This is a genomic window from Embleya sp. NPDC059213, assembly GCF_042754445.1.
GTDB lineage: Bacteria > Actinomycetota > Actinomycetes > Streptomycetales > Streptomycetaceae > Embleya.
In genome coordinates this window covers 1-18,912 of sequence record NZ_JBHZAV010000046.1, presented here as the reverse complement: position 1 = coordinate 18,912, position 18,912 = coordinate 1, and the positions used below count along the sequence as shown (strand labels likewise).

Genomic DNA, 18,912 nt, shown 5'->3' with positions numbered 1-18,912 from the left:
CTCTTCACAACTCCCGAGTGGTGGTGAAGGCCGCGAGTGAGGTCAGGTCCGTGTAGGTACCTTGCGGGACGTCCAGGGAATCCAGGCAGGCCATCGCCTGCTCCAGGTGCCGGGCCGCCTCGGTCTCGGTACGGGCACGTCCGCCCGCCTCCTCGACCAGGCGGGCGGCCAGGGCCAGTCCCTCCTCGTTGCGCGGTCCCTCGTCCGTGTAGATGCGCGCCAGCTCGCGTCCGGCGGTCGTGTCGCCGGAGAGGGCGGCGACGACCGGGACGGACTTCTTGCGCCGGCGCAGGTCGTTCCAGGCGGGTTTGCCGGTCACCTCGGGTCGCCCCCAGATGCCCAGCAGGTCGTCCACCGCCTGGAAGGCGACGCCGAGGTGATGCCCGAAGCCGTACAGCGCCTGCACGGTGCGCTCGTCGGCGCCCGCGAGGGCCGCCCCGATCGCCGACGAGCAGGCCAGCAGGGCCCCGGTCTTGTTGCCCGCCATGGTCAGGCACTCCTCGACGGTGACGTCGAGTCGGGCCTCGAAGGACAGGTCCTGGGACTGCCCGTCGATCAACCTGGCGGTGGCCTCGGTGAGCAGGCGGGCGGCCCGATCGCCGTCCGCGTCGTCGGCGTCCATCAGGACCTGTTCGGCCAGCACGAGCAGGCCGTCGCCGGCCAGCACGGCCAGACCCGGGCCGAAGACCTTCCACGCGGTGGGCCGATGCCGGCGTTCCTCGTCGCCGTCCATCAGGTCGTCGTGGATCAGCGAGAAGTTGTGCACCAGTTCGACCGCGACGGCGCCGGGCACACCCACCCGGGTGGACGCGCCGACCGCCTCGGCGGAGAGCAGCGCGAGTGCGGGGCGCAGTGCCTTGCCACTGTTGCCGGGCAGCTCGCGACCGGCCTCGTCGGCCCACCCCATGTGGTACGCGGCCACCCGGGCCAGCGGTGGTTCGAGTCGGGCCGTCGCGACCCGCAGCGCGGGGCGACTCGCCTCGCGCGCGCGATCGAGCACGGCGGGGGCGATCGATGCGTCGGCGAGCGTCATAGCGGCGTCGTCCTCTCCGGAATGGCACGGGTTCGGCCGAGATACGGGAGGGCCTCGTGGGCGGCGGAAAGGCCGCTGCGCACGGCACCCTCCATCGTCGCGGGCCATCCGGTGGCGGTCCACGCCCCGGCGAGGGCGAGACCGGGGAGCGCGGTCCGGGGGCCGGGACGAAGCCGGCCCGAACCTGGGGCGGGACGAAAGGTCGCGGCGCGTTCCTTGGTCACCACGAACCGCTCGACCCGGGCATCCCGGGCCGAGGGCAGCACGCGCGCCAGCTCCGGAACGAACCTATCCCGCAGTTGCGCACTCGTCAGGTCGATTTCCCGACCCGCCGCGGACAGCGACACCGCCACGTAGCGGCCCGCCGCCAGACCGTGACCGGCACTGCGGTCGAACATCCACTGCACCGGGCCGCCGATGCCCGCGGCGAGCGGGACGTCCAGCACCGGCCGGTCGTAGACCACGTGCAGGTTCACGATCGGCGAGGTGCCCAGCCCGGCGAGCAGCGTCGGGTCGGCGGGCATGTCGCCCAGCAGCAGGGCGCCCGGGGGCAACAACCTGGCCGCGTCGTAGTGCGGCACCGCCAGCACCACCGCGTCCGCCTCGAAACGTTCGCCGCCCGCCACTATCGAGAAGCCGCCGGCGCCGATGTCGAGCGTGTCCACCCGGGTGCGCAGGTGTGTGCGCACGCCCGCGCGCGCCAGCGCGCGAGTCGCGGCGTCGCCGTGCAGTTCCTGGAGCGGGACCAGGCTCCAGCCGATGTCGGCGCCGTCGTTGCGGTCGAGCACGCCGGTGCGGAAGACCTTGACCGCCATCGCGAGCGACGCCTCGGTCGCGGGCAGGTTGAGCGTGGCGATGCCGATCAGGTCCCACATCGCCTCGCGCTCGCGGGCGGTGACGCCGAAGCGGTCCAGCCAGGCGGCGAAGGTGAGCTCGTCCAGGGCCGGGTCGGCCGGATCCAGCTTGCGCAGGGCGAGCGCGGCGCGGCCCACCCGGGCCCGGCCGGCCATGGTCAACAGCGGGTAGCGGGCCAGCGCGGAGGACAGGTGCAGCGGGGCGGGCAGGGCGGAGCGGCGCAGCCGGGTGCGGGTGCCCCAGGGGGTGCGCACCGGGACGTCCATCCGAGGTTGCAGGTAGACCTTGTCGGCGCTGCCGATCCGCTCCAGGAAGGAGATGTACTCGGTACAGCAGCGCAGGAAGACGTGTTGCCCGTTGTCGAGCCACATGTCGTCACGGCGCAGCGAGAACGTCGCGCCGCCCAGTCTGGGCCGGCCTTCCAGGAGGGTGACCTCGACGCCGGTGTCGGCGGCGGCCAGCGCGGCGGTGATACCCGCCAGACCGCCACCGATCACCACCATGCGTGCGCTCATGCCTTGCTCCGTACCCACGTGATCAATCCCTGTACCGGCCCCTGCGGCCGGCTTGCCGAGCCGGCCCCGGGCCGGTCATCGATCGACGTTCACCGCCTGCGCGCCAGCAGCGAGTGCGCACCGACCGGCAGGCCGGCGAGTGCGCGTGTGGCGATCTCGGCCTTCTCCCAGTTCGGGAGGGAGAGCCGACCTATCAGCACCTGGCCGGGTTCCTCCACGATTCTGGTCAGCAGTCGGCGGTAGATGCCCGCCATCGCACTGGTGCTGGCGGCGCTGCGCCGGTCGAGCAGCGGGAGCAGGGTCAGTCCCCGCTCGAAGAGTTGCTCGGCGCGGGCGCCCTCGAAGCGGACCAGATCCTCGAACGCGGCGCTCTGGGTGAAGCGCCCGTCCTTGTGCCACGCCTCTTCGAGGCCGAACTTGGCCAGGTCCTCGCGCGGCAGGTAGACCCGGCCGTTGTCCTTGTCCTCCTTGATGTCGCGGAGGATGTTGGTGATCTGCAACGCGATGCCGAGGGTGTCCGCGAGGTCGGGCGCGTGCAGCGCGTCGCGCGAGCCGAAGATGCCCAGCGAGAGTCGGCCCACGGTGCCGGCGACGCAGCGACAGTAGACCCGCAGCTCGTCGAAGGTCTCGTACTCGGTCTCGCGCACGTCCATCTCGACGCCGTCGATCAGCTCGTCGAGCGCGGCCAGCGGGATCGGGAATCGGGTCGCGGCGTCGGCGAGCGCGACCGCGACCGGATCCCGATCCGCGCTCAGGTCCTTGAGCTGCTTGCGCATCCGGGCCAGCTCGGCGATCTTGCGATCCGCGGGCAGATCGCCGTCGCCGATGTCGTCGATCTCTCGCGCGAAGGCGTACACGGCGCTGAGCGCGAGGCGCTTGGGCTCGGGCAGCAGCCTGATGCCGTAGTAGAAGTTGCGGGCCTGATTGCGGGTCAGGCGCTCGCAGTACGCATACGAAGCGTCGACGTCCATGGTTCCCCTTTTACCTCTTTCGTACCAGTACGCCGGACAGCTCACGCAGCAGGGTGGCCTTCCGGGGCTTCGCCCGGTGGGCCAGGACGTCGAAACCGGCGTCCTTGATCGCGGCCACGGCCGCTCGTCCACCGGCCACGAACCCGGCGATCGCGAGGCGCTCGCGCCCTCGCAGTGTCCGTGCGAGCGGTGCGCCGCAGCGCAACAACCGCGTCGCGCGGTGTGTCTCGTAGGCGATCAGTCGCCGCACCGCGGGGGTGGCGGTCGGTGCCGCCAGGTCCGCCTCGGTGACGCCGAACCGGTCCAGGTCCTCCTTGGGGAGGTAGATCCGGTCGCGTTCGAGATCCTCGGCGACGTCCTGGAGGTGCTCGACGATCTGCAGCGCGGTGCAGATCTCGTCGGAGCGGGCCACGCGTTCCTCGGTGGCGCGCCCGAAGACGTGCAGCACGAGCCGGCCGACGGGGTTCGCGGACAGCGCGCAGTAGGCGGCGAGTTCGTCGTACGTCGCGTAGCGGCGCACCACCTGGTCCTGCCGGTTGGCCTCGATCAGGCCCAGGAACGGTTCGATCGGCAGGTCGAGTTCGCGCACGCTCGGTTGCAGCCGGCGCAGCACCTCCAGCTCGGGGGTGCCGGTGAACACGCGGCGCAGGTCGCCCTCGAAGGCGTCGAGCTGGGCGACCCGGTCCCCCTCCGCCTCGTCGCCGATGTCGTCCACCAGGCGGGCGAAGCCGTAGACGGCGAGCAGGTGGCGCCGGTGGTCGGGACGCAGGATCCCCATCGCCACGGGAAAGTTCTCGTGGCCGGCCTGGCGCATGACCACGTCCGGGTCGATGACCGAGGCGTCGATGCCCGCCGTGTCCTCGTCGCCGGCGCCGGTTGTGCGCTCTGGACCGCGGGAATCACTCCCCATATCTCTCCCTGGGCCCCCGAAAACATTCCCAACATTACAGTTGGCCAGGAATTCGTGCCGTCCCGGTCGGTCTGACGGTTCAGCTTGCCCGATCGAAGTCGGATCGATCAAGCACCGAGAACACGCGTGTCATAGCTCACCCGGACTTTTCCTTCGCGAAACACTTTTGTTATCACCGCGCGCCTCTCGCGGACCCCCGCCGATCCCCGTACCACTCAGGACGTCCGGCATGCCCGGGCGGTTTCCGGGCACCTGAGGAGGTTTCGTCTCCCGATCCCCTCCCTGCGGAGTAGTACGGAGTTCCGCCTTCCGCATGAGGAGTACGGCGATTATCCGTGCGCAATGGACCAAGTGGGGTCGATAAAGCGAGTGGCCGGCGAAATGTTGATCAACTTTCCGGATTTGCGGAATACCCGGAGGATAGCGGTGCGCGCCGACACGCCGCCGTACACCGAATCGATACCCGAATGCGCGGGCCCGGTCGACCCCGGTCGTCTAACGGTCCACACATCCGGGACTTTGGCCCCTGCTCGGGCCGGCCGCGCGCGGGCACCCTGGGGGGCATGCCGCACGACACGAACCGAGATGCCCGGGCGTCGCAGCAGCTCGCGCCCGCGGACGCGCTGGCCCTGATGGCCTCGGTGCCGATCGGTCGGGTCGTGTTCAGCCTGGCCGCGCTGCCCGCGATCGTGCCGGTGCACTTCCGCTTCGACCGCGGCACGCTCGTCTTCCGGCTGGTCGGCGACGAACGGGTGCGCGCGGCGCTGCACGACTGTGTGTGCGCGTTCGAGGCCGACGCCTACGACCGGCGCGAGCGCAGCGGCTGGACGGTCACCGTCACCGGCCGGGCGCACTGCGTGCCGGACCCGGACGAGGCCGGTCGCCCGGCCCGGGTGCCGCCCCGGGGGAGGGACTCGGGCGAGCCGCGACACTTCTTCCGAATCACCCCGGAGGTGGTCGTCGGGCGCCTGCTCCACGACACCGGGCGACCGCTGCCGGTCTGAGCCGCCGCCCGGGCCGCACCGCGCTTCACCGAGGGTGGTGGCAGGCCACCTCGACCGCGCCGAGCAGCTCGGGCACCGGGCGACGCTCGGCACACACCTCGGTCGCGAACGGGCAGCGCGGGTGGTACCCGCAGCCGGGCGGCGGCGCCGAGGCCGAGGGCACCTCGCCGACGATGCCCGCGCCCAGCGCCGCCGCGCTCGCCCGGCCGGTCCGCTCCGGGTCGGGCACCGGCACGCTCGCGAGCAGCAGCTCCGGATAGGGGTGCCGAGGGCTCGACAACACCCGCTCGGCCGGACCCGACTCGACGATCCGCCCCAGGTACATCACCGCCGCCCGGTCGGCGAGCCGTCGGGCGATGTCGATCTCGTGGGTGATCACCACGATCGCCAGGTCGAGTTCGGTGCGCAGCCGCAACAGCAGGTTGACCACCGTCGCCTTGACGCTCGCGTCCAGACTGGCGGTCGGCTCGTCCAGGACCAGCACCCGCGGGCGCACCAGCAGGGCCCGGGCCAGCACCAGGCGGGCCAGTTCGCCGCCGCTGACCTCGCCGGGCAACCGGTCCAGGTGATCCGGGCTCAGGCCGACCCGCGCCACCATCGCGAGCACCAGCTCGTCCCGCTCGGCCCGGTCGGCGCCCAAGCCGTGCACGCGCAGCGGCTGGTGCAGCGCGTGCCGCAACGTACGACGCCGGTTGAACGCGGCGCGCGGGTTCTGCGTGACGAGTTGGATCAGCCGCCGGTCGGCGGGCGTGCGGTCGGCGGACAACACCCGGCCGGCCACCGCGACCGTGCCCGAGGTCGCGGTGTCCAGGCCCGCGAGCACCCGGGCCACGGTGGTCTTGCCGGAGCCCGACTCGCCGACGACGGCGAGCACCTCGCCGGCCGCGACCGTGAACGAGACGTCCTCGGCGGCGGGCACCACGCGCGGCTCGGCCCGGCGCCGGCCGAACGGGGCGGGCAGCACGAACCGACGGGTCAGGCCGTCCACCGTCAACAACCCGCTCACCGGTCCGCCTCCCGATCCACCCAGTGGCAGCGCACGTCGCTCGCGCCGTGCCGGGCCGAACCGGGCATCCGCTCGCCGCACACCTCCAGCACGTGCGGGCAACGCGGCGCGAACGGGCAACCGGGCAACAGGTTCGCGCCGTCCGCGCTGCCCTCCACCGCCCGCAGCGGCCGGTCCGCGGGCGTGGTCGCGGGCATCGCGGCGATCAGCGCCCGGGTGTAGGGGTGCCGCGGCGCGGCGAAGAGTTCGCGCACCGGCGCCGTCTCCACCAGCCGTCCGCCGTACATCACCCCGACCCGATCACAGATGGTGGACACCACCGCGAGGTCGTGCGAGACGTAGACGACGGCCAGGCCGAGCTTGTCCCGCAGGGTCAACAACAGGCGCAACACCTGCGCCTGCACGGTCGCGTCCAGGGTCGTGGTCGGCTCGTCGGCGAGCAGCAGCGCGGGCTCGTGCGCAAGCACCGCGATCGCGATCACCACCCGCTGGAGCTGGCCGCCGGAGAAACTGCCGGGCAGGTCGCGCGGGCGGTCCAGCACCGGGCCCAGGCCGATCCCGGTCAGCGTCTCGCGCACCTCGACGTCGTCCAGCCGATCGCCCAGGTACCAGCGCAGTTGGCGCAGCACGGGGGTGGTCGGGGCCAGCGAGGTCATCGGCTGCTGCGGTACCAGGGCCAGCCTGCGCCCGCGCACCCGGCGCAGTTCCCGTTCGCGCATCGCGGCCAGGTTCGCGCCCTGGAACTCGATGCCGCCCGTGCGCGTCGCGCCGTCCGGCAGCAGACCCATCAGGGCGGTGCACACGCTGCTCTTGCCGCTGCCGGATTCGCCGACCAGGCCCAGGATCTCGCCGGGCGCCACGTCGAAGGAGACCCCACGCACCGCGGGCACCGGCCCGGCCGGGCCGCGATAGTCGACGTCGAGATCGCGCACCCGCAGCAGCGGCACCTCGCTCGCCTGCGCCATCACACGAACCGCAGGTGTTGCGGGTCGAGCCGGCTGATCCGCAACTTCCTCGGGTCCAGCGGGGACAGTTCGGTGCGCTGGGCCAACGCGAGCTTGGGGTAGACCGGCGGGGTGATCACCGCGTCCTCGGCGAGCAGTCGGTCCACCCGGCCGAGCGCGGCCGCCCGTTCGGCCTGGTCCGAGGTCTGCCAGATGGTGTCGATCAGCTTGTCCACCTCGGGATTGGCGTAGCCGCAGGAGAGCACGTTGGTGGAGCCGGCGGGCGCGAGCGTCAGGTAGTTCGCCGGGCCCGAGGTGAAGCCGGAGGAGAACGTGTTCATCAGCATGTCGTAGTCGCGCGAGAGCCACTTGTTCGACCACGGCCCGCCCGCGAGTTGCTCGATGGTGACGTCGAGGCCGATCTGCTTCCAGCCCGCCACGAGCACCTGGGCGATGTCGCGGATCCCCTGGTTGGTGCCGATGGTCACGGTGAACGAGCGCTTGGTCGTCCTGGCCCGGGCCAACAACGCGCGGGCCTGCTCCAGGTCCGGAGTGGGCGCGAACGGCTTGAGGCCGGCGTCCCAACCGAGTTCGGCGGGTCCGATCGGGCCCTGGCCGATGGTGCCCTCGCCGCCGTAGACCCGTTGCAGCACGCCCTGGCGGTCCATCGACAGCGCGACCGCCTTGCGGAAGTCGGGGTCGGCGAACGGCTCCTTCTTCATCATCACGTAGCTGAGCACGTCCAACGGCGCCTCGGTGAGCACAAGCGCGAGCGACTTGTCCTTGCGGATCGTGTCGAAGGTGGCGAAGGACGGCGCGGTGATCAGGTCGACCTTGCCCTGCCGCAGGCTCAGCACGCGCGTGTTGGCGTCGGCGAACACGGTGTACTGCATGCCGGCGAACGCGGGGCCGGCGCCGCCGGAGTACTGGCCGCCGTGGTAGCGGTCGAAGCGGGAGAGGGTGAAGCTCTGGCCGGCCACGAACTTGTCCAGCCGGTACGGCCCGGTGCCCATCATGGTGTCCTTGCGGGCCACGAAGTCGCGGTGGGTGATCGGCAGGTTGGTCAGATGCGAGCGCAGCAGGCCGTACGGCTTGCTCAACACGATCCGCACGGTGTGCTCGTCGACCTTCTCGAACCGGGAGAGGTAGCCGAGCATGTAGGTGATCCACTCGCTGCCGGCCGCGAGGTCGAGCATGTGCGCCAGGGTGGCCACCACGTCGTCGGCGGTGAACGGGCTGCCGTCGTGCCACAGCACGCCCCTGCGCAGCCGGATCGTCCAGGCCAGCTTGTCCTCGCTGATCTGCGGTTCGCCGTCGGCGAGCAGCGGCACCGAGGCGAGCTCGGCGTCGTAGCCGTACAGGCTTTCCATGATCGGCTCGGCGATCCACCGGGTGATCTCCGAGCCGGAGTCCAGCGGGTTCAGGCTGCTCGGCGCGGACGCGATGCCGATCCGCAGGACGGCGTCCTTGTGCCGATCGGCCGCCCGCTTGGTCCCGGAGGAGCTCGAACACGCGGTGAGCACGCCCACGCCGCCGGCCGCCGCGAGCGCGGCGAAGCCGAGGAAGCCTCGGCGGTTCGGGCCGACTGTGCGCACCGGGGTCACTGGGTCTCCTTGGGAGTGGGGGTTGGCGGGTGAAGGTGCCCGCGAGCGTGCCCGGCGGCGGAGCCGGTCGCGGCGGTGCGCGATCGGCCGGCGCCGGCCGTCTCGCCGAGCAGGTTGAAGCCGAGGATGCCGAGCACCAGCACGGTGCCGGGCAGCGTCGCGTACCACCAGTCGCCGCCGATGAGTTGCCCGCCGGCGTCGGCGATCAGGTTGCCCAGCGTGGCCTGCGGGGGCGCGACGCCCAGGCCGAGGAAGCTCAGGCCCCCCTCGGCGAAGACCGCGATGGCCATCGCCAGCAGGGCCTGGCCCAGCACCGGCGGCCAGACGTTGACGAGCACCTCGCGAAAGAGGATCTCCCGGGTGGGCACCCCCAGACCGCGCAGGTTGGCGACGTAGTCCTCGCGCATCTCCACCACCGTGGCGCCGCGCGCGACCCGGGCGAAGTAGGGCACGAAGCCCAGCGCGATGGCGAACGCGACGCGCGGCCCGTTGCCGACGGTGACCGGACCGAAGTGCATGTCCGCGGTGCCCATCAGGCCGATCAGGAACATCACGAAGACGAACTGCGGCAGCGCCTGCAGGGTCTCCACCGAGCGCATCAGCACGCCGTCGAGGCGACCGCCGTGCCGGTATCCGGCGAGCACACCCAGCGGCATGCCGATGGCGACCGCGAAGCCGATCGAGGTCAGGCAGATCCACAGCGAGGTCCAGGCGCCCTCGGCGGTTCGGGCCAACAGGTCGCGGCCGAGGTGGTCGGTGCCGAAGGGGTGCGCGAGCGAGGGCGCCTCCGGGCCGGGGGTGACCAGCGCGACGGGGTCGCCGTGCAGTCGGCCGACGGTGGCCACCAAGAGGTAGAGCACGACGCAGGTCAGACCGACCCAGCCGGCCACGCCCGGGCGCGGGCGGGCCCTCACGCGGCCCGTCCGAGCTTGTCCCGGGTGACGTCGGCCGCGGTGCGCGGGTCCACGAGTGGGTAGAGCAGGTCGACCACCAGGTTCAGCAGCAGGAAGATCGCCGATGTCGCCACACAGGCGCCGAGCGCGAGCGGGTAGTCCTGGCGCTGGAACGCGGTGACCATCAGTTGGCCGATCCCCGGTATCTGGAACACGTTCTCGATCAACACGGTGCCCGACAGCAGCCCACCGATCAGTACGCCGGCCACGGTCAGCGTCGGCACGAGCGCGCCGCGCAGCGCCACCCGGCGCAGCGTGAGCAACCGTGAGCCGCCCATCGCCCGGGCGAACAGCACGTGGTCGGAGGCCATCGCGTCGGCGAGCCCGCCGCGCAGCGAGCGGGTGAGCATCGCGAAGGTGGCCAGTCCGAGCACGATCGCGGGCAATACGAGCACCTTGAGGTTGGTCGCCGGGTCCTCGGTGAAGGTGACGAAGCCGCCCGCGTTCGGCAGCAGGTCCGGATGGCTGTCGCCGACCACCACGAGCGCGACGACGGCCAGCCAGTAACCCGGCAGGGACATCGCCAGCACGCCGAGCACCCGGGTGCCGTGGTCGAGCACGCCACCTCGGCGCAGCACCGACCAGGTGCCCAGCAGCACGGCTGGGAACACCGCGAACACGAAGGCGAGCAGCCCCAGTTCGAGCGAGATCGGCAGCGCTCGGCCGATCTGCTCGGCGACCGAGGTGCCGTCGTAGAGCGAGGTGCCGAAGTCGCCACGCAGCGCGTCGCCGACGTAGTCGAGGTACTGCGTCACCAGCGGCCGGTCCAGGCCCATCCGGTGCTCGACCGCGGCGCGGGCCACCGGATCGGCCGCGACCTGCGGCGCGAGCTGGTTGACCGGACTCACCGGGGACGCGTGCAGCAGCAGGAACAGGCCGGTCACGACGGCAAACATCACCACGACGACGCCCAGGACGCGCCGCACCAGGTAGTTCGTCATCACTCTCCCGCCGATCCGATGCGCCATCCATTGTCGGACGGCGCATCGGACGGTGGGCCCCCGGGGCATGCGACGGTGGCGGAACCCGCTGTTCCGCCCCCGATCAGGCGGTCTTGCGGAACCGCTCCAGGTCGTTGCCCAGCTCACGCAGTACGGCGCTGTTGATGTCGTACGCGAACAGCACCTCCTGGATCACCAGTTCCTGCTCCTGGGCGTCCCACGGCGCGTTGTTCATCGCCGCGCGGTAGGCGTCCTTCCACACGGTCAGGTCGCCGAGCCCGTCGAAGACGTAGAAGTCGCTGCCCTGGGTGCCGGGCAGGTCGTAGTGCTTGCGCATCTGCTTGGCGATGAACTGGCCGCCGGACATGTCGCCGAGGTAGCGGGTGTAGTGGTGGGCCACGAAGCCGCCGGCCCAGTCGTAGCACTTCTCCCGCATCCGGTCCGCGTAGCGCACGGTGGCCTCGTTCGCGGGCCACTCCTGCTTCCAGTTCTCGCCCGCCAGGAAGAGCAGGTCGGCTTCGAGCACGGCCCGGCGGTCCAGTCGCGCGTCGGCGAACGGGGCGCCGATCGGGTCGTTGCGCATGGTGTCGGCGGCGTCGTCGAGCACGACGTAGGCCCAGTAGTGCTGGGCCACCATCGCGGTGTACGCGTCCCGGGTCAGTTCGCCCTTCATCAGCGCCTCCAGGAAGCCCGAGCCCTCGGCTTCCTGGTGGAAAGCCCACGAGCGCTTGCGCAGCGACTCGGCGAAGGTCGGGGTGGCACCGGCGGTTTCGGCGGTCTCGGTCGTGGTCATGAGGTTTCCCCTAGGTGCGACAAGATCTACCGAACACGCACGAATGGTGCGGACGGTGCGAACTGTGATGGGTCAGGCGGCATCGCCCGTGCGGATTCGACACTTCGCCCAGGGCGCAGCGTCGGCAGCGATTCGGGTCGCCGCCCGTTTCCGCTGGTCCTCGCAGTCTGTGTGGCGCCATGCGGTGCCGTCAATAAGTTACCGACAACTTGTCGGCACGTTGTCGGCAGGGTCACGCTCCGGCCGACTCGGCGTCGGCGGCCGGCACCGGCCGGCCTCGCAAAGCGGGCCGACCGCTCGATCGGGGCCGCCTTTCGGGCACCCCCCGACTGCTTCGCCGGTTCGCCCCGGTCTTAGGATAGCCTCACCTCCAATCATTCCGTACGCAGTCGTACGGTCGGCCCAGGGGAAACAACGTGAGCCCAGCCCGCACCGGACGCCTCGGCGTCACCGCCGTCGCGTCGCTCCTGCTCGCCTGGACGCTCGCCGGCCCGGCGGGTCCCGCGCACGCGACCGGTACCCCGGCGGCGGGCCAAGCCACCCTGACCGCGGCCAAGACCACCGGACTGGACCCGGCGGGCGACGTGGTCAAGCTGGTCGGCAAGGGCTTCGCGCCGGGCGTGCGGCTGTTCATCCTGCCGTGCGACCCCGCCCAGGGCGCGGGCCGCGCGTGCGACATGGGCTCGTTCTCCGGCCCCACCGAGGCGGACGCGACCGGCTCGTTCAGCGCGGACGTCAAGGTCGCCGCCAAGTTCGGCGCGGTCGACTGCCTCAAGACCCGGTGCGCCATCGCCACCTCCAACTCGGCCAACGGCAAGGACCGGACGCAGGAGGTCTACCTGCCGATCGGCTTCACCGGCGAGGCCCCGGGTCTGCCCGCGAGCCCGCCGCCGGCCACCGCCGCACCGCAGGCCGGCGCGCCCGGCGCCGGCGCGCCGCCCGCCGCGGCGCCGAAGACCTCGGCCGCCGCGCCCGCCGCGCCGAGCAACGACGGCGCAATGGCCGAGAAGACCGACGACGACGACAACACCGGCCTGATCATCGGGCTGGTCGCCGCGGTCGTGGTGCTCCTGGTGATCGTCGGCGGCGTGCTGGTCAAGCGCCGCCGCCCGAGCGCCTGACCCGCGGCCTCCCCCGATCCACCGAGCTCCTTCCAGCTTCCGGAGTCCCCACATGCACAAGTCCCGTACCGCCGCGGCGCTCGCCGCCACGGCCATCGCCGGCCTCGGCCTCACCGCCCTCGCCGCCGCCCCCGCCTCGGCCGCCGACGCGCCGACGATCGCCCTGTCCAAGTCGACCGGCCTGGCCGCCGGCGGCGAGGAGATCACCGTCACCGGCAAGGGCTTCAAGCCGGGCAAGGGCGTGTACATCGCGCAGACCGTGGCCAAGCCCGGCGGCGTGCCGACCCAGTACGGCAACGCCGGCTACGTCCCGCAGGTCGGCCCGGACGGCACCTTCTCGGTCAAGATCAAGCCCACCCAGAGCTTCGAGGGCAAGGACAAGAAGAAGGTCGACTGCGCCACCACCGCGTGCTTCGTGGCCACCTTCAACGACCACACCGACATCGCCAACCGCGACCAGGACGTGTGGGTCCCGGTGGCCTTCGGCGCCGCCGCACCGGCCGCCGCGACCCCGCAGACCGGTGCCACCACCGAGGCCGGCGAGCCGAAGTTGCCGAAGACCGGCTCCTCGACCACGCAGCTCGGGTATGTGGGTGCGGGCATGCTGGTGATCGGCGTGGGCGCGGTCGCCGCGTCCCGTCGGCGCCGCGACGACGCGCGCGCCTGATCACCTCGGCCATCCCACCCCTATCGCCGGAGGCGACCCGCATGAGCGAGGCGACCGTCAACCCGTTCGGAGCGGACGCGATCACCGCCGTCTGCAAGCACATGAACGACGACCACCCCGAGGACTGCCTGCTGATCTCGCGCGGTCTGGGCGGGCAGCCGCAGGCCACCTCGGCCACCATGACCGGCCTGGACGGCGACGCGGCGTACTACTCGGCGATCGTGGCCGGCGAGCCGATCGCGGTACGGGTGCCGTGGAGTCGCTCGATCACCGAACGGCGGGACGTGCGGATCGAGGTCGTCACGCAGTACAACGACGCCTGCAAGGCGCTGGGCCTGCCGGCCCGCGGCGAGGGCGAGCACTGAGCCGCGAGTCTCGGCGAGCCCCGACGCGCGGGGAACCGAGGCGCCGGCCGGCCCGACCACCTACAGGTCGGCCCGATCGTTTGTAACAAGCGTCACGCCGACGGCCCGGGAGGACTTCCTCCCGGGCCGTCGGCGTTGTGCATCCGGTGTGTGCGGCAGCGTGGGGGCCGGGAAAAATAACCTGCGGGCTGCACTTGTACAAAAAGATATAGTGAGCTTCGCTCAGTATCAGGCTCCGCCCGCTTCCCCCAAAACGAAGGCCGTCTGCCGTATGCCGCCCATATCCGCATCCCGCCTCAGTCAGAAGGTCGTGGTCGGCGCCGTCTTCGTCGCCGCGATGTTCGTCAACATCCTCGACATCACCATCATCAACGTCGCGCTCCCCGCGATCGGTCGCGACCTCGGCGCCTCCCAGGCGAGCCTGGCCACGGTCGCGGTGGGCTACCTGGTCAGCCTCGCGGTGTTCATCCCCGCGTCCGGCTGGCTGGGCGACCGCTTCGGCACCAAGCGGATCTTCCTGATCGCCCTGGCCCTGTTCACCGGCGCCTCCGCACTGTGCGGACTGGCCCAGAGCATCGACCAACTGGTGCTGTTCCGGATCCTCCAGGGCGCGGGCGGCGGCATGCTGACCCCGGTCGGCATGGCGATGATGTTCCGGGTCTTCCCGCCCGAGGAGCGGGTGCGCGCGTCCCGCATCCTGATGGTCCCCACCGCGCTGGCCCCCGCGCTCGGTCCGGTGCTCGGCGGCCTGCTCGTGGACAGGGCGTCCTGGCACTGGGTCTTCTACATCAACCTGCCGGTGGGTGTGGCCGCGTTCGTGTTCGGCCTGACCTTCCTGGAGGAGTACCGAAACCCCAAGGCCGGTCGCTTCGACCTGCCCGGCTTCGTGCTCTCCGGGGCCGGCTTCGCACTGCTGATGTACGCGCTGAGCGAGGGCGCGACCAAGGGTTGGGGCTCGCCGATCATCCTGTCCACCGGGATCGTCGGCCTGATCCTGTGCATCACCATGGTCTTCGTCGAACTGCGGGTCAAGGAGCCGATGTTGCACCTGCGGCTGCTGCGCGACCGGCTGTTCGTCAGCACCAACGTGGTGTCGATGGTCAACTCCGCCGCGTTCCTGGGTGTGCTGTACGTCTTCCCGCTGATGCAACAGCAGGCGTTCGGCAAGTCCGCCCTGGAGACCGGTCTGCTCACCTTCCCGGAGGCGTTCGGTGTGGTGATCGCCACGCAGTGGGTCTCCCGGCTGTACCCGGTGGTCGGACCGCGTCGGCTGATGGCGGGCGGCCTGCTCGGCATCGGCGCGTGTGCGGCGCTGCTCGCCCTGGTCGACGGCGACACCTCGGCCGCGCTGATCGTGGTGCTGATGTTCTGCACGGGTGCGTCGATGGCGCACGTGATGATCCCGATGCAGGCGGCGGCGTTCGCCCGGACCGCGCCGGCCGACAACGGTCGCGCCTCGACCATCTTCAACGTGCAGCGCCAGCTCGGCTCGGCCCTGGGCGTCGCGCTCCTGGCCAGTGTGCTCGCCGGAATCGGCACCATGACGACGCACTCCGGCGGCGCGCCGAGCCCGAACCTGCACGCGTACCACGTGGCCTTCCTGGTCGCCGCGGGCCTGGCGGTCCTCGGCGCGATCGCCGCCCTGACCATCCGCGACGGGGACGCCGCGTCCACCCTGCGCAAGAAGACCGAGATCGTTCCCGCCAGGACGCCGGCCGTCGAGAAGGCGACGGTCTGACCCGGCCGATCGTGGGCCGGCGGCCGGCCGCGCGTCCGCGCGTCCGCGTGGACGCACGGCCGGACCGGCCGGGCTGTACCCGGGTCAGGCCCGAAAGCGCCACGAGACGTGGGCGGAGCGCCGCCGCATCGAATCGCGGCGCTCGGGCTCGTCCACCGTGCGCGTGCTCGGCACGAGGTGCTCGCGGACCTCGCCGCGCGGGACCACCAGCGCCCGCACGGCGGGCTGTTCGCGCGGGTCGAGCCAGCGGTGCGTGGCGAAGACCTCGGTGCGGCCCTCGGTGTCCAGCCAGTTCGGCACCCCCGGGTCCAGCGCGCCGATCACCACCCGGATCAGCCCGTCCGGGTCGGCCTCGGCCTGCACGTGGTTGAGCGAGGTCTGCCGGTTGGCGAAGTCGAGCGACTCGAACCAACCGGGGCTGTACAGCTGGAGATCCCACTGCGCGGAGACGCGGGGGTCGGTCTCCACGATCAGCACCTGATCGTCCCTCAGCCGCACCCGGGCGAAGCCGTAGACGACCTCCTTGACCCCGCCGGCCACCGTGGCCGGGGTGCTGAACGTGTTCACCGGCTGCCGGTCGCCGGTGGTGCGCACCCAGTCGTTCCACACCTCGATCGAGTTCTCCACCGATGTCGCGGCGCCCTCCAGCATGCCCGCGACCCGCTCCGGGGTCACCCGCGCGGCCGGTCGTCCCTGGGTGTCCAGGCGTTCCAGGGCCAGCATGGCCGGTTGTTCCGGCTTCCAGTCGAAGTAGTAGTCGCGTACGTGCAGGACCCTGGCCTCCGGCGTCAGCCGGACCCAGTTCCCGGGTTGCTCGACGGCGCTGAGGATGATCTCGACGGTGTCGCCGGGGCCGACGCCCAGCGCGGTCGAGGAGGTCTCCGCGACGATGTCGGTCCGGCCGGAGTGCATGTCCCCCGGCTTGACCTGGAGGACGAACTTCTCGCACGCGTTCATGGTCACGGTGAGCCGGTACACGCCGTCCCCGGCGATCGGCGCACGGCGGGCGTTCTGGTCCACGTTGGGCCCGCCCCAGCGGTACGCCAGGTCGTTGTGGGTGAAGAAAGCCGGGTTCTGCGGATCGGTCGCGGCGAGTTGGTAGGTCAGCCAGCAGGCGACCTGGTTGGCCAGATGCCGGATGCCCTCGGCCCGGTCGGCGTCGGTGGCGCCGGGGAAGTCGGCCTCCAGGATGCGATCGCCGAGCGCGGCCATGCGCTCGCAATAGGCACGCCACGCGGTGCCGTCGACGACGTCGTGCGCCGGGTCGGACCGGCCGGGTTCGTTCACGCGGAGTTCGTTCGACTGCACGTCAGATCTCTTCCGTCGGGACCAGGAACCGCTTCTGATAGTCCGTCAGCCGAGATCGTACGTCCTCCCGACGCAATCCGAGGTCCTCGAACGCGTAGTTGTGCCGACCGTGCCTGCCCTGCGGGCGCTCGGCCAGGTGCGCACGCATCGCGTCCTCGGCCTCGCCGGTGAGGTCGAGACCGAAGGTGGTGTACAACTCGCGTACCACCGCGAGCGGATCGCGCATGAAGTCGGCGTAGGCCGAGTCGTGCCAGTCGCCCTCCGCGACGCGGCCCGCATCGCGGAACGCGGTCAGTCGGTCGTAGGCGGTGCACCACAGGTCGCTCTGGGTGCGGGCGACGTCGCGGATGTCGGACGGATTGCCGTACGCGTGGTGAATCGTGGCGATCAGGCTGCTCAGCGACGCGAGCACGGTGAGCGGGTCGCGATGGGTCACCGCCAGCCGCGCGTCGGGGTAGACGTCGACCAGCGCGTCCAGCGTGAGCAGGTGCGCGGGCGACTTGAGCACCCAGCGGGTCCGCCCCGGCGTGCGCCGCTGGAGGATCTGCAGCACCAGCCGGTGGTAGGCGTACGCGGGCCGCATGTCGCACTCGGCCAACCACGCGGCGTAGGAGGGAATCGCGAACTGCCCGGTGAAGTCCTCGGACCGGAACGCGAGCGCGTGGGCGCTGATGCACTCCTTGGGCAGCGTGCCGCTCTTCTCGTGGATCGCGTCCATGGCCGGCACCGCGCCGGTGATGAAGCGGATCTCGCGCTCGGCGAGCCCGATCCGCGGGTCGGTGTCCCGGGTCGCCGGCTCCGGCGGCGGCACCGGGCGCAGGAACTCCCAGGTGGTCGGCACCCGGTTCGCCGGATCCCGGGCCAGCAGCGCGTGCAGGATCGAGGTGCCGGTACGCGGGCCGCCGGTGACGAAGATCGGCCGGTGGATCGGCTCGTCGAGCACGCCGGGGTCCTCCCGTACGTAACGGGCGATCTGCAGTCGCACCTCCAGCAGCCGGGACACCCAGGTGTGGGCCCACCAGCGGCCGACCCGGTCCAGGTTCGCCTCGTGCTCCAGCGCGTACAGCAGCCGGTCCAGCCCCTCGCGAAAGCCCGGGTCGTCCTGATCCGGTCCGCTCAGGCCGGTCCTGGCCCGCGCCTCGCCGAGCAACACGTCGGCGGTGAACGGCCGATCCAGGTCGTCGGTGAGCGGCGGGATGTCGCCGGCGGCGAGGGTCTCGGTCCAGGCGGCGCGCTGCGGTGGTGTCCAGGGCATGACTGGGCGTCTCCCTCATCCTCGGTTCACGGTCGGACGCCGAGTCGGCGCGACCTCGCCGCAGATTAGCTCTTTGTGAAGGTAAATCTGAAGAGCCGTCAGATACTTGTCCGCAGGTCGTCGCGCGGACGGTCGACGAGGTCCGTCACGGGACCCGACGATCGTGGCCGGGCGGCGGCCCGGATCCGGGGCGCGGGACGGCGCCCCGTACGGTACGAATCCTGTGGATCGATGTGGATGGAGAGTCGTGAGCGAGCGCAACGTGGTCTGGCACGAGGGCGGAGTGACGCGCGAGCAGCGTCCGGCGCCCGGAGCGACGATCTGGTTCACCGGCCTGTCCGGCTCGGGCAAGTCGACGGTCGCGGTGATCGCCGAGCGGCTTCTGGTCGAGCGCGGGATCACCGCGTACCGGCTGGACGGCGACAACGTGCGGCTCGGGCTGAACGGCGACCTGGGCTTCGGTGCCGAGGACCGCACCGAGAACATCCGTCGGGTCGGCGAGGTGGCCCGGCTGTTCGCCGACGCGGGCGTGATCGCGATCGTCCCGGTGATCAGCCCGTACCGCGCGGATCGAGACCGGGTCCGCGCCCTGCACGCCCGGGACGGTCTGCCGTTCCTGGAGGTGTTCGTGGACACCCCGATCGAGGAGTGCGAACGCCGCGACCCCAAGGGCCTGTACGCCAAGGCCCGGCGCGGCGAGATCGGCGACTTCACCGGCATCTCGGCCCCGTACGAGGCCCCGGAGAAGCCGGAACTGCGACTGACCCCGGCGGACGGCGACCCGGAGCAACAGGCGGAACGGCTGCTGGCGCTCCTGGAGACGCTGGTCGCGGGCTGAAGGGTGCCGTCGGACCGGCCCGACGGTAGGTGACGTGCCGTCAGGGCCCGGGTATCCCCCTCGGATACGGCGCCTTCGCCCCGAGCAGCCA

18 protein-coding genes are annotated in these 18,912 nt (G+C 71.6%); 6 read left to right on the top strand and 12 right to left on the bottom strand.

All coding sequences use genetic code 11. The features are described 5' to 3' along the window. Positions 1–4: 4 nt before the first annotated feature. The 4 genes from ACFXMF_RS19055 to hpnC form a co-directional block, all read right to left on the bottom strand. Positions 5–1,033 carry a polyprenyl synthetase family protein gene (locus ACFXMF_RS19055; protein WP_360314398.1) on the bottom strand — a complete coding sequence of 343 codons (1,029 nt, stop codon included), beginning with the start codon at positions 1,031–1,033 and terminating at the stop codon, positions 5–7. Further along, the gene (hpnE, locus tag ACFXMF_RS19050) at positions 1,030–2,403 is read right to left on the bottom strand and encodes a hydroxysqualene dehydroxylase HpnE (protein ID WP_379990505.1); all 1,374 of its coding nucleotides are present in this window, start codon (positions 2,401–2,403) and stop codon (positions 1,030–1,032) included. The genes ACFXMF_RS19055 and hpnE overlap by 4 nt, the downstream gene beginning before the upstream one ends. Before the next feature lie 89 nt (positions 2,404–2,492). Further along, positions 2,493–3,374 carry a presqualene diphosphate synthase HpnD gene (hpnD, locus tag ACFXMF_RS19045; protein WP_379990506.1) on the bottom strand — a complete coding sequence of 294 codons (882 nt, stop codon included), beginning with the start codon at positions 3,372–3,374 and terminating at the stop codon, positions 2,493–2,495. A 10-nt stretch (positions 3,375–3,384) separates the two neighbouring features. Further along, on the bottom strand, positions 3,385–4,284 hold the full coding sequence (hpnC, locus tag ACFXMF_RS19040) for a squalene synthase HpnC (RefSeq protein WP_379990507.1): 900 nt from the start codon (positions 4,282–4,284) through the stop codon (positions 3,385–3,387). Between the two features lie 563 nt (positions 4,285–4,847). On the opposite strand from hpnC, the gene ACFXMF_RS19035 reads away from it, so the two are divergent. Beyond that, the gene (locus tag ACFXMF_RS19035; RefSeq protein WP_379990508.1) at positions 4,848–5,288 is read left to right on the top strand and encodes a pyridoxamine 5'-phosphate oxidase family protein; all 441 of its coding nucleotides are present in this window, start codon (positions 4,848–4,850) and stop codon (positions 5,286–5,288) included. A gap of 25 nt (positions 5,289–5,313) precedes the next feature. Here the strand turns inward: ACFXMF_RS19035 and ACFXMF_RS19030 are convergent, their stop codons facing one another. The 6 genes from ACFXMF_RS19030 to ACFXMF_RS19005 form a co-directional block, all read right to left on the bottom strand. After that, positions 5,314–6,294 carry an oligopeptide/dipeptide ABC transporter ATP-binding protein gene (locus ACFXMF_RS19030; RefSeq protein ID WP_379990509.1) on the bottom strand — a complete coding sequence of 327 codons (981 nt, stop codon included), beginning with the start codon at positions 6,292–6,294 and terminating at the stop codon, positions 5,314–5,316. Next, positions 6,291–7,259, bottom strand: a complete 969-nt coding sequence (locus tag ACFXMF_RS19025) for an ABC transporter ATP-binding protein (protein WP_379990510.1) — start codon at positions 7,257–7,259, stop codon at positions 6,291–6,293. Before ACFXMF_RS19025 ends, ACFXMF_RS19030 begins: the two co-directional genes overlap by 4 nt. After that, positions 7,259–8,842 (bottom strand): ABC transporter substrate-binding protein, encoded by a 1,584-nt coding sequence (locus tag ACFXMF_RS19020; RefSeq protein ID WP_379990511.1) that lies wholly within the window; start codon positions 8,840–8,842, stop codon positions 7,259–7,261. Before ACFXMF_RS19020 ends, ACFXMF_RS19025 begins: the two co-directional genes overlap by 1 nt. Then, the gene (locus ACFXMF_RS19015) at positions 8,839–9,756 is read right to left on the bottom strand and encodes an ABC transporter permease (protein ID WP_379990512.1); all 918 of its coding nucleotides are present in this window, start codon (positions 9,754–9,756) and stop codon (positions 8,839–8,841) included. Before ACFXMF_RS19015 ends, ACFXMF_RS19020 begins: the two co-directional genes overlap by 4 nt. Further along, positions 9,753–10,736 (bottom strand): ABC transporter permease, encoded by a 984-nt coding sequence (locus tag ACFXMF_RS19010; RefSeq protein ID WP_379990513.1) that lies wholly within the window; start codon positions 10,734–10,736, stop codon positions 9,753–9,755. Before ACFXMF_RS19010 ends, ACFXMF_RS19015 begins: the two co-directional genes overlap by 4 nt. Positions 10,737–10,839: 103 nt before the next feature. Continuing rightward, positions 10,840–11,529: a biliverdin-producing heme oxygenase gene (locus ACFXMF_RS19005; RefSeq protein ID WP_360314381.1), complete on the bottom strand. Its 690-nt coding sequence runs from the start codon at positions 11,527–11,529 to the stop codon at positions 10,840–10,842. Between the two features lie 416 nt (positions 11,530–11,945). Here ACFXMF_RS19005 and ACFXMF_RS19000 point away from each other — a divergent pair, with 416 nt between their 5' ends. The 4 genes from ACFXMF_RS19000 (at position 11,946) to ACFXMF_RS18985 (ending at position 15,420) form a co-directional block, all read left to right on the top strand. After that, positions 11,946–12,650: a neocarzinostatin apoprotein domain-containing protein gene (locus ACFXMF_RS19000; RefSeq protein WP_360314379.1), complete on the top strand. Its 705-nt coding sequence runs from the start codon at positions 11,946–11,948 to the stop codon at positions 12,648–12,650. A 52-nt stretch (positions 12,651–12,702) separates the two neighbouring features. Further along, positions 12,703–13,317 (top strand): neocarzinostatin apoprotein domain-containing protein, encoded by a 615-nt coding sequence (locus ACFXMF_RS18995; protein ID WP_360314377.1) that lies wholly within the window; start codon positions 12,703–12,705, stop codon positions 13,315–13,317. Positions 13,318–13,358: 41 nt separating this feature from the next. Beyond that, positions 13,359–13,682: a DUF2470 domain-containing protein gene (locus tag ACFXMF_RS18990; protein ID WP_360314375.1), complete on the top strand. Its 324-nt coding sequence runs from the start codon at positions 13,359–13,361 to the stop codon at positions 13,680–13,682. Between the two features lie 271 nt (positions 13,683–13,953). Beyond that, a complete protein-coding gene (locus ACFXMF_RS18985; protein ID WP_379992889.1) occupies positions 13,954–15,420 on the top strand; it encodes an MDR family MFS transporter in 1,467 nt (488 codons plus the stop codon). Positions 15,421–15,504: 84 nt separating this feature from the next. Here ACFXMF_RS18985 and ACFXMF_RS18980 read toward each other — a convergent pair whose 3' ends face one another. Both ACFXMF_RS18980 and ACFXMF_RS18975 read right to left on the bottom strand, forming a co-directional pair. Further along, positions 15,505–16,707, bottom strand: coding sequence for a DUF1214 domain-containing protein (locus ACFXMF_RS18980; RefSeq protein ID WP_360314371.1), 1,203 nt, complete (start codon positions 16,705–16,707; stop codon positions 15,505–15,507). A 22-nt stretch (positions 16,708–16,729) separates the two neighbouring features. Then, positions 16,730–17,983 (bottom strand): sulfotransferase, encoded by a 1,254-nt coding sequence (locus ACFXMF_RS18975; RefSeq protein WP_360314369.1) that lies wholly within the window; start codon positions 17,981–17,983, stop codon positions 16,730–16,732. A 247-nt stretch (positions 17,984–18,230) separates the two neighbouring features. On the opposite strand from ACFXMF_RS18975, the gene cysC reads away from it, so the two are divergent. Next, complete coding sequence (gene cysC, locus ACFXMF_RS18970) at positions 18,231–18,821, top strand: adenylyl-sulfate kinase (RefSeq protein WP_020555338.1); 591 nt, start codon at positions 18,231–18,233, stop codon at positions 18,819–18,821. The last annotated feature ends 91 nt before the right edge of the window (positions 18,822–18,912 follow it).

Coding starts and splice junctions, on each gene's coding strand:
- ACFXMF_RS19055 (WP_360314398.1), bottom strand. CDS start 1,033: ATGACGCTCGCCGACGCATCGATCGCCCCCGCCGTGCTCGATCGCGCG.
- hpnE (WP_379990505.1), bottom strand. CDS start 2,403: ATGAGCGCACGCATGGTGGTGATCGGTGGCGGTCTGGCGGGTATCACC.
- hpnD (WP_379990506.1), bottom strand. CDS start 3,374: ATGGACGTCGACGCTTCGTATGCGTACTGCGAGCGCCTGACCCGCAAT.
- hpnC (WP_379990507.1), bottom strand. CDS start 4,284: ATGGGGAGTGATTCCCGCGGTCCAGAGCGCACAACCGGCGCCGGCGAC.
- ACFXMF_RS19035 (WP_379990508.1), top strand. CDS start 4,848: ATGCCGCACGACACGAACCGAGATGCCCGGGCGTCGCAGCAGCTCGCG.
- ACFXMF_RS19025 (WP_379990510.1), bottom strand. CDS start 7,259: ATGGCGCAGGCGAGCGAGGTGCCGCTGCTGCGGGTGCGCGATCTCGAC.
- ACFXMF_RS19010 (WP_379990513.1), bottom strand. CDS start 10,736: ATGACGAACTACCTGGTGCGGCGCGTCCTGGGCGTCGTCGTGGTGATG.
- ACFXMF_RS19005 (WP_360314381.1), bottom strand. CDS start 11,529: ATGACCACGACCGAGACCGCCGAAACCGCCGGTGCCACCCCGACCTTC.
- ACFXMF_RS18995 (WP_360314377.1), top strand. CDS start 12,703: ATGCACAAGTCCCGTACCGCCGCGGCGCTCGCCGCCACGGCCATCGCC.
- ACFXMF_RS18990 (WP_360314375.1), top strand. CDS start 13,359: ATGAGCGAGGCGACCGTCAACCCGTTCGGAGCGGACGCGATCACCGCC.
- ACFXMF_RS18985 (WP_379992889.1), top strand. CDS start 13,954: ATGCCGCCCATATCCGCATCCCGCCTCAGTCAGAAGGTCGTGGTCGGC.
- ACFXMF_RS18975 (WP_360314369.1), bottom strand. CDS start 17,983: ATGCCCTGGACACCACCGCAGCGCGCCGCCTGGACCGAGACCCTCGCC.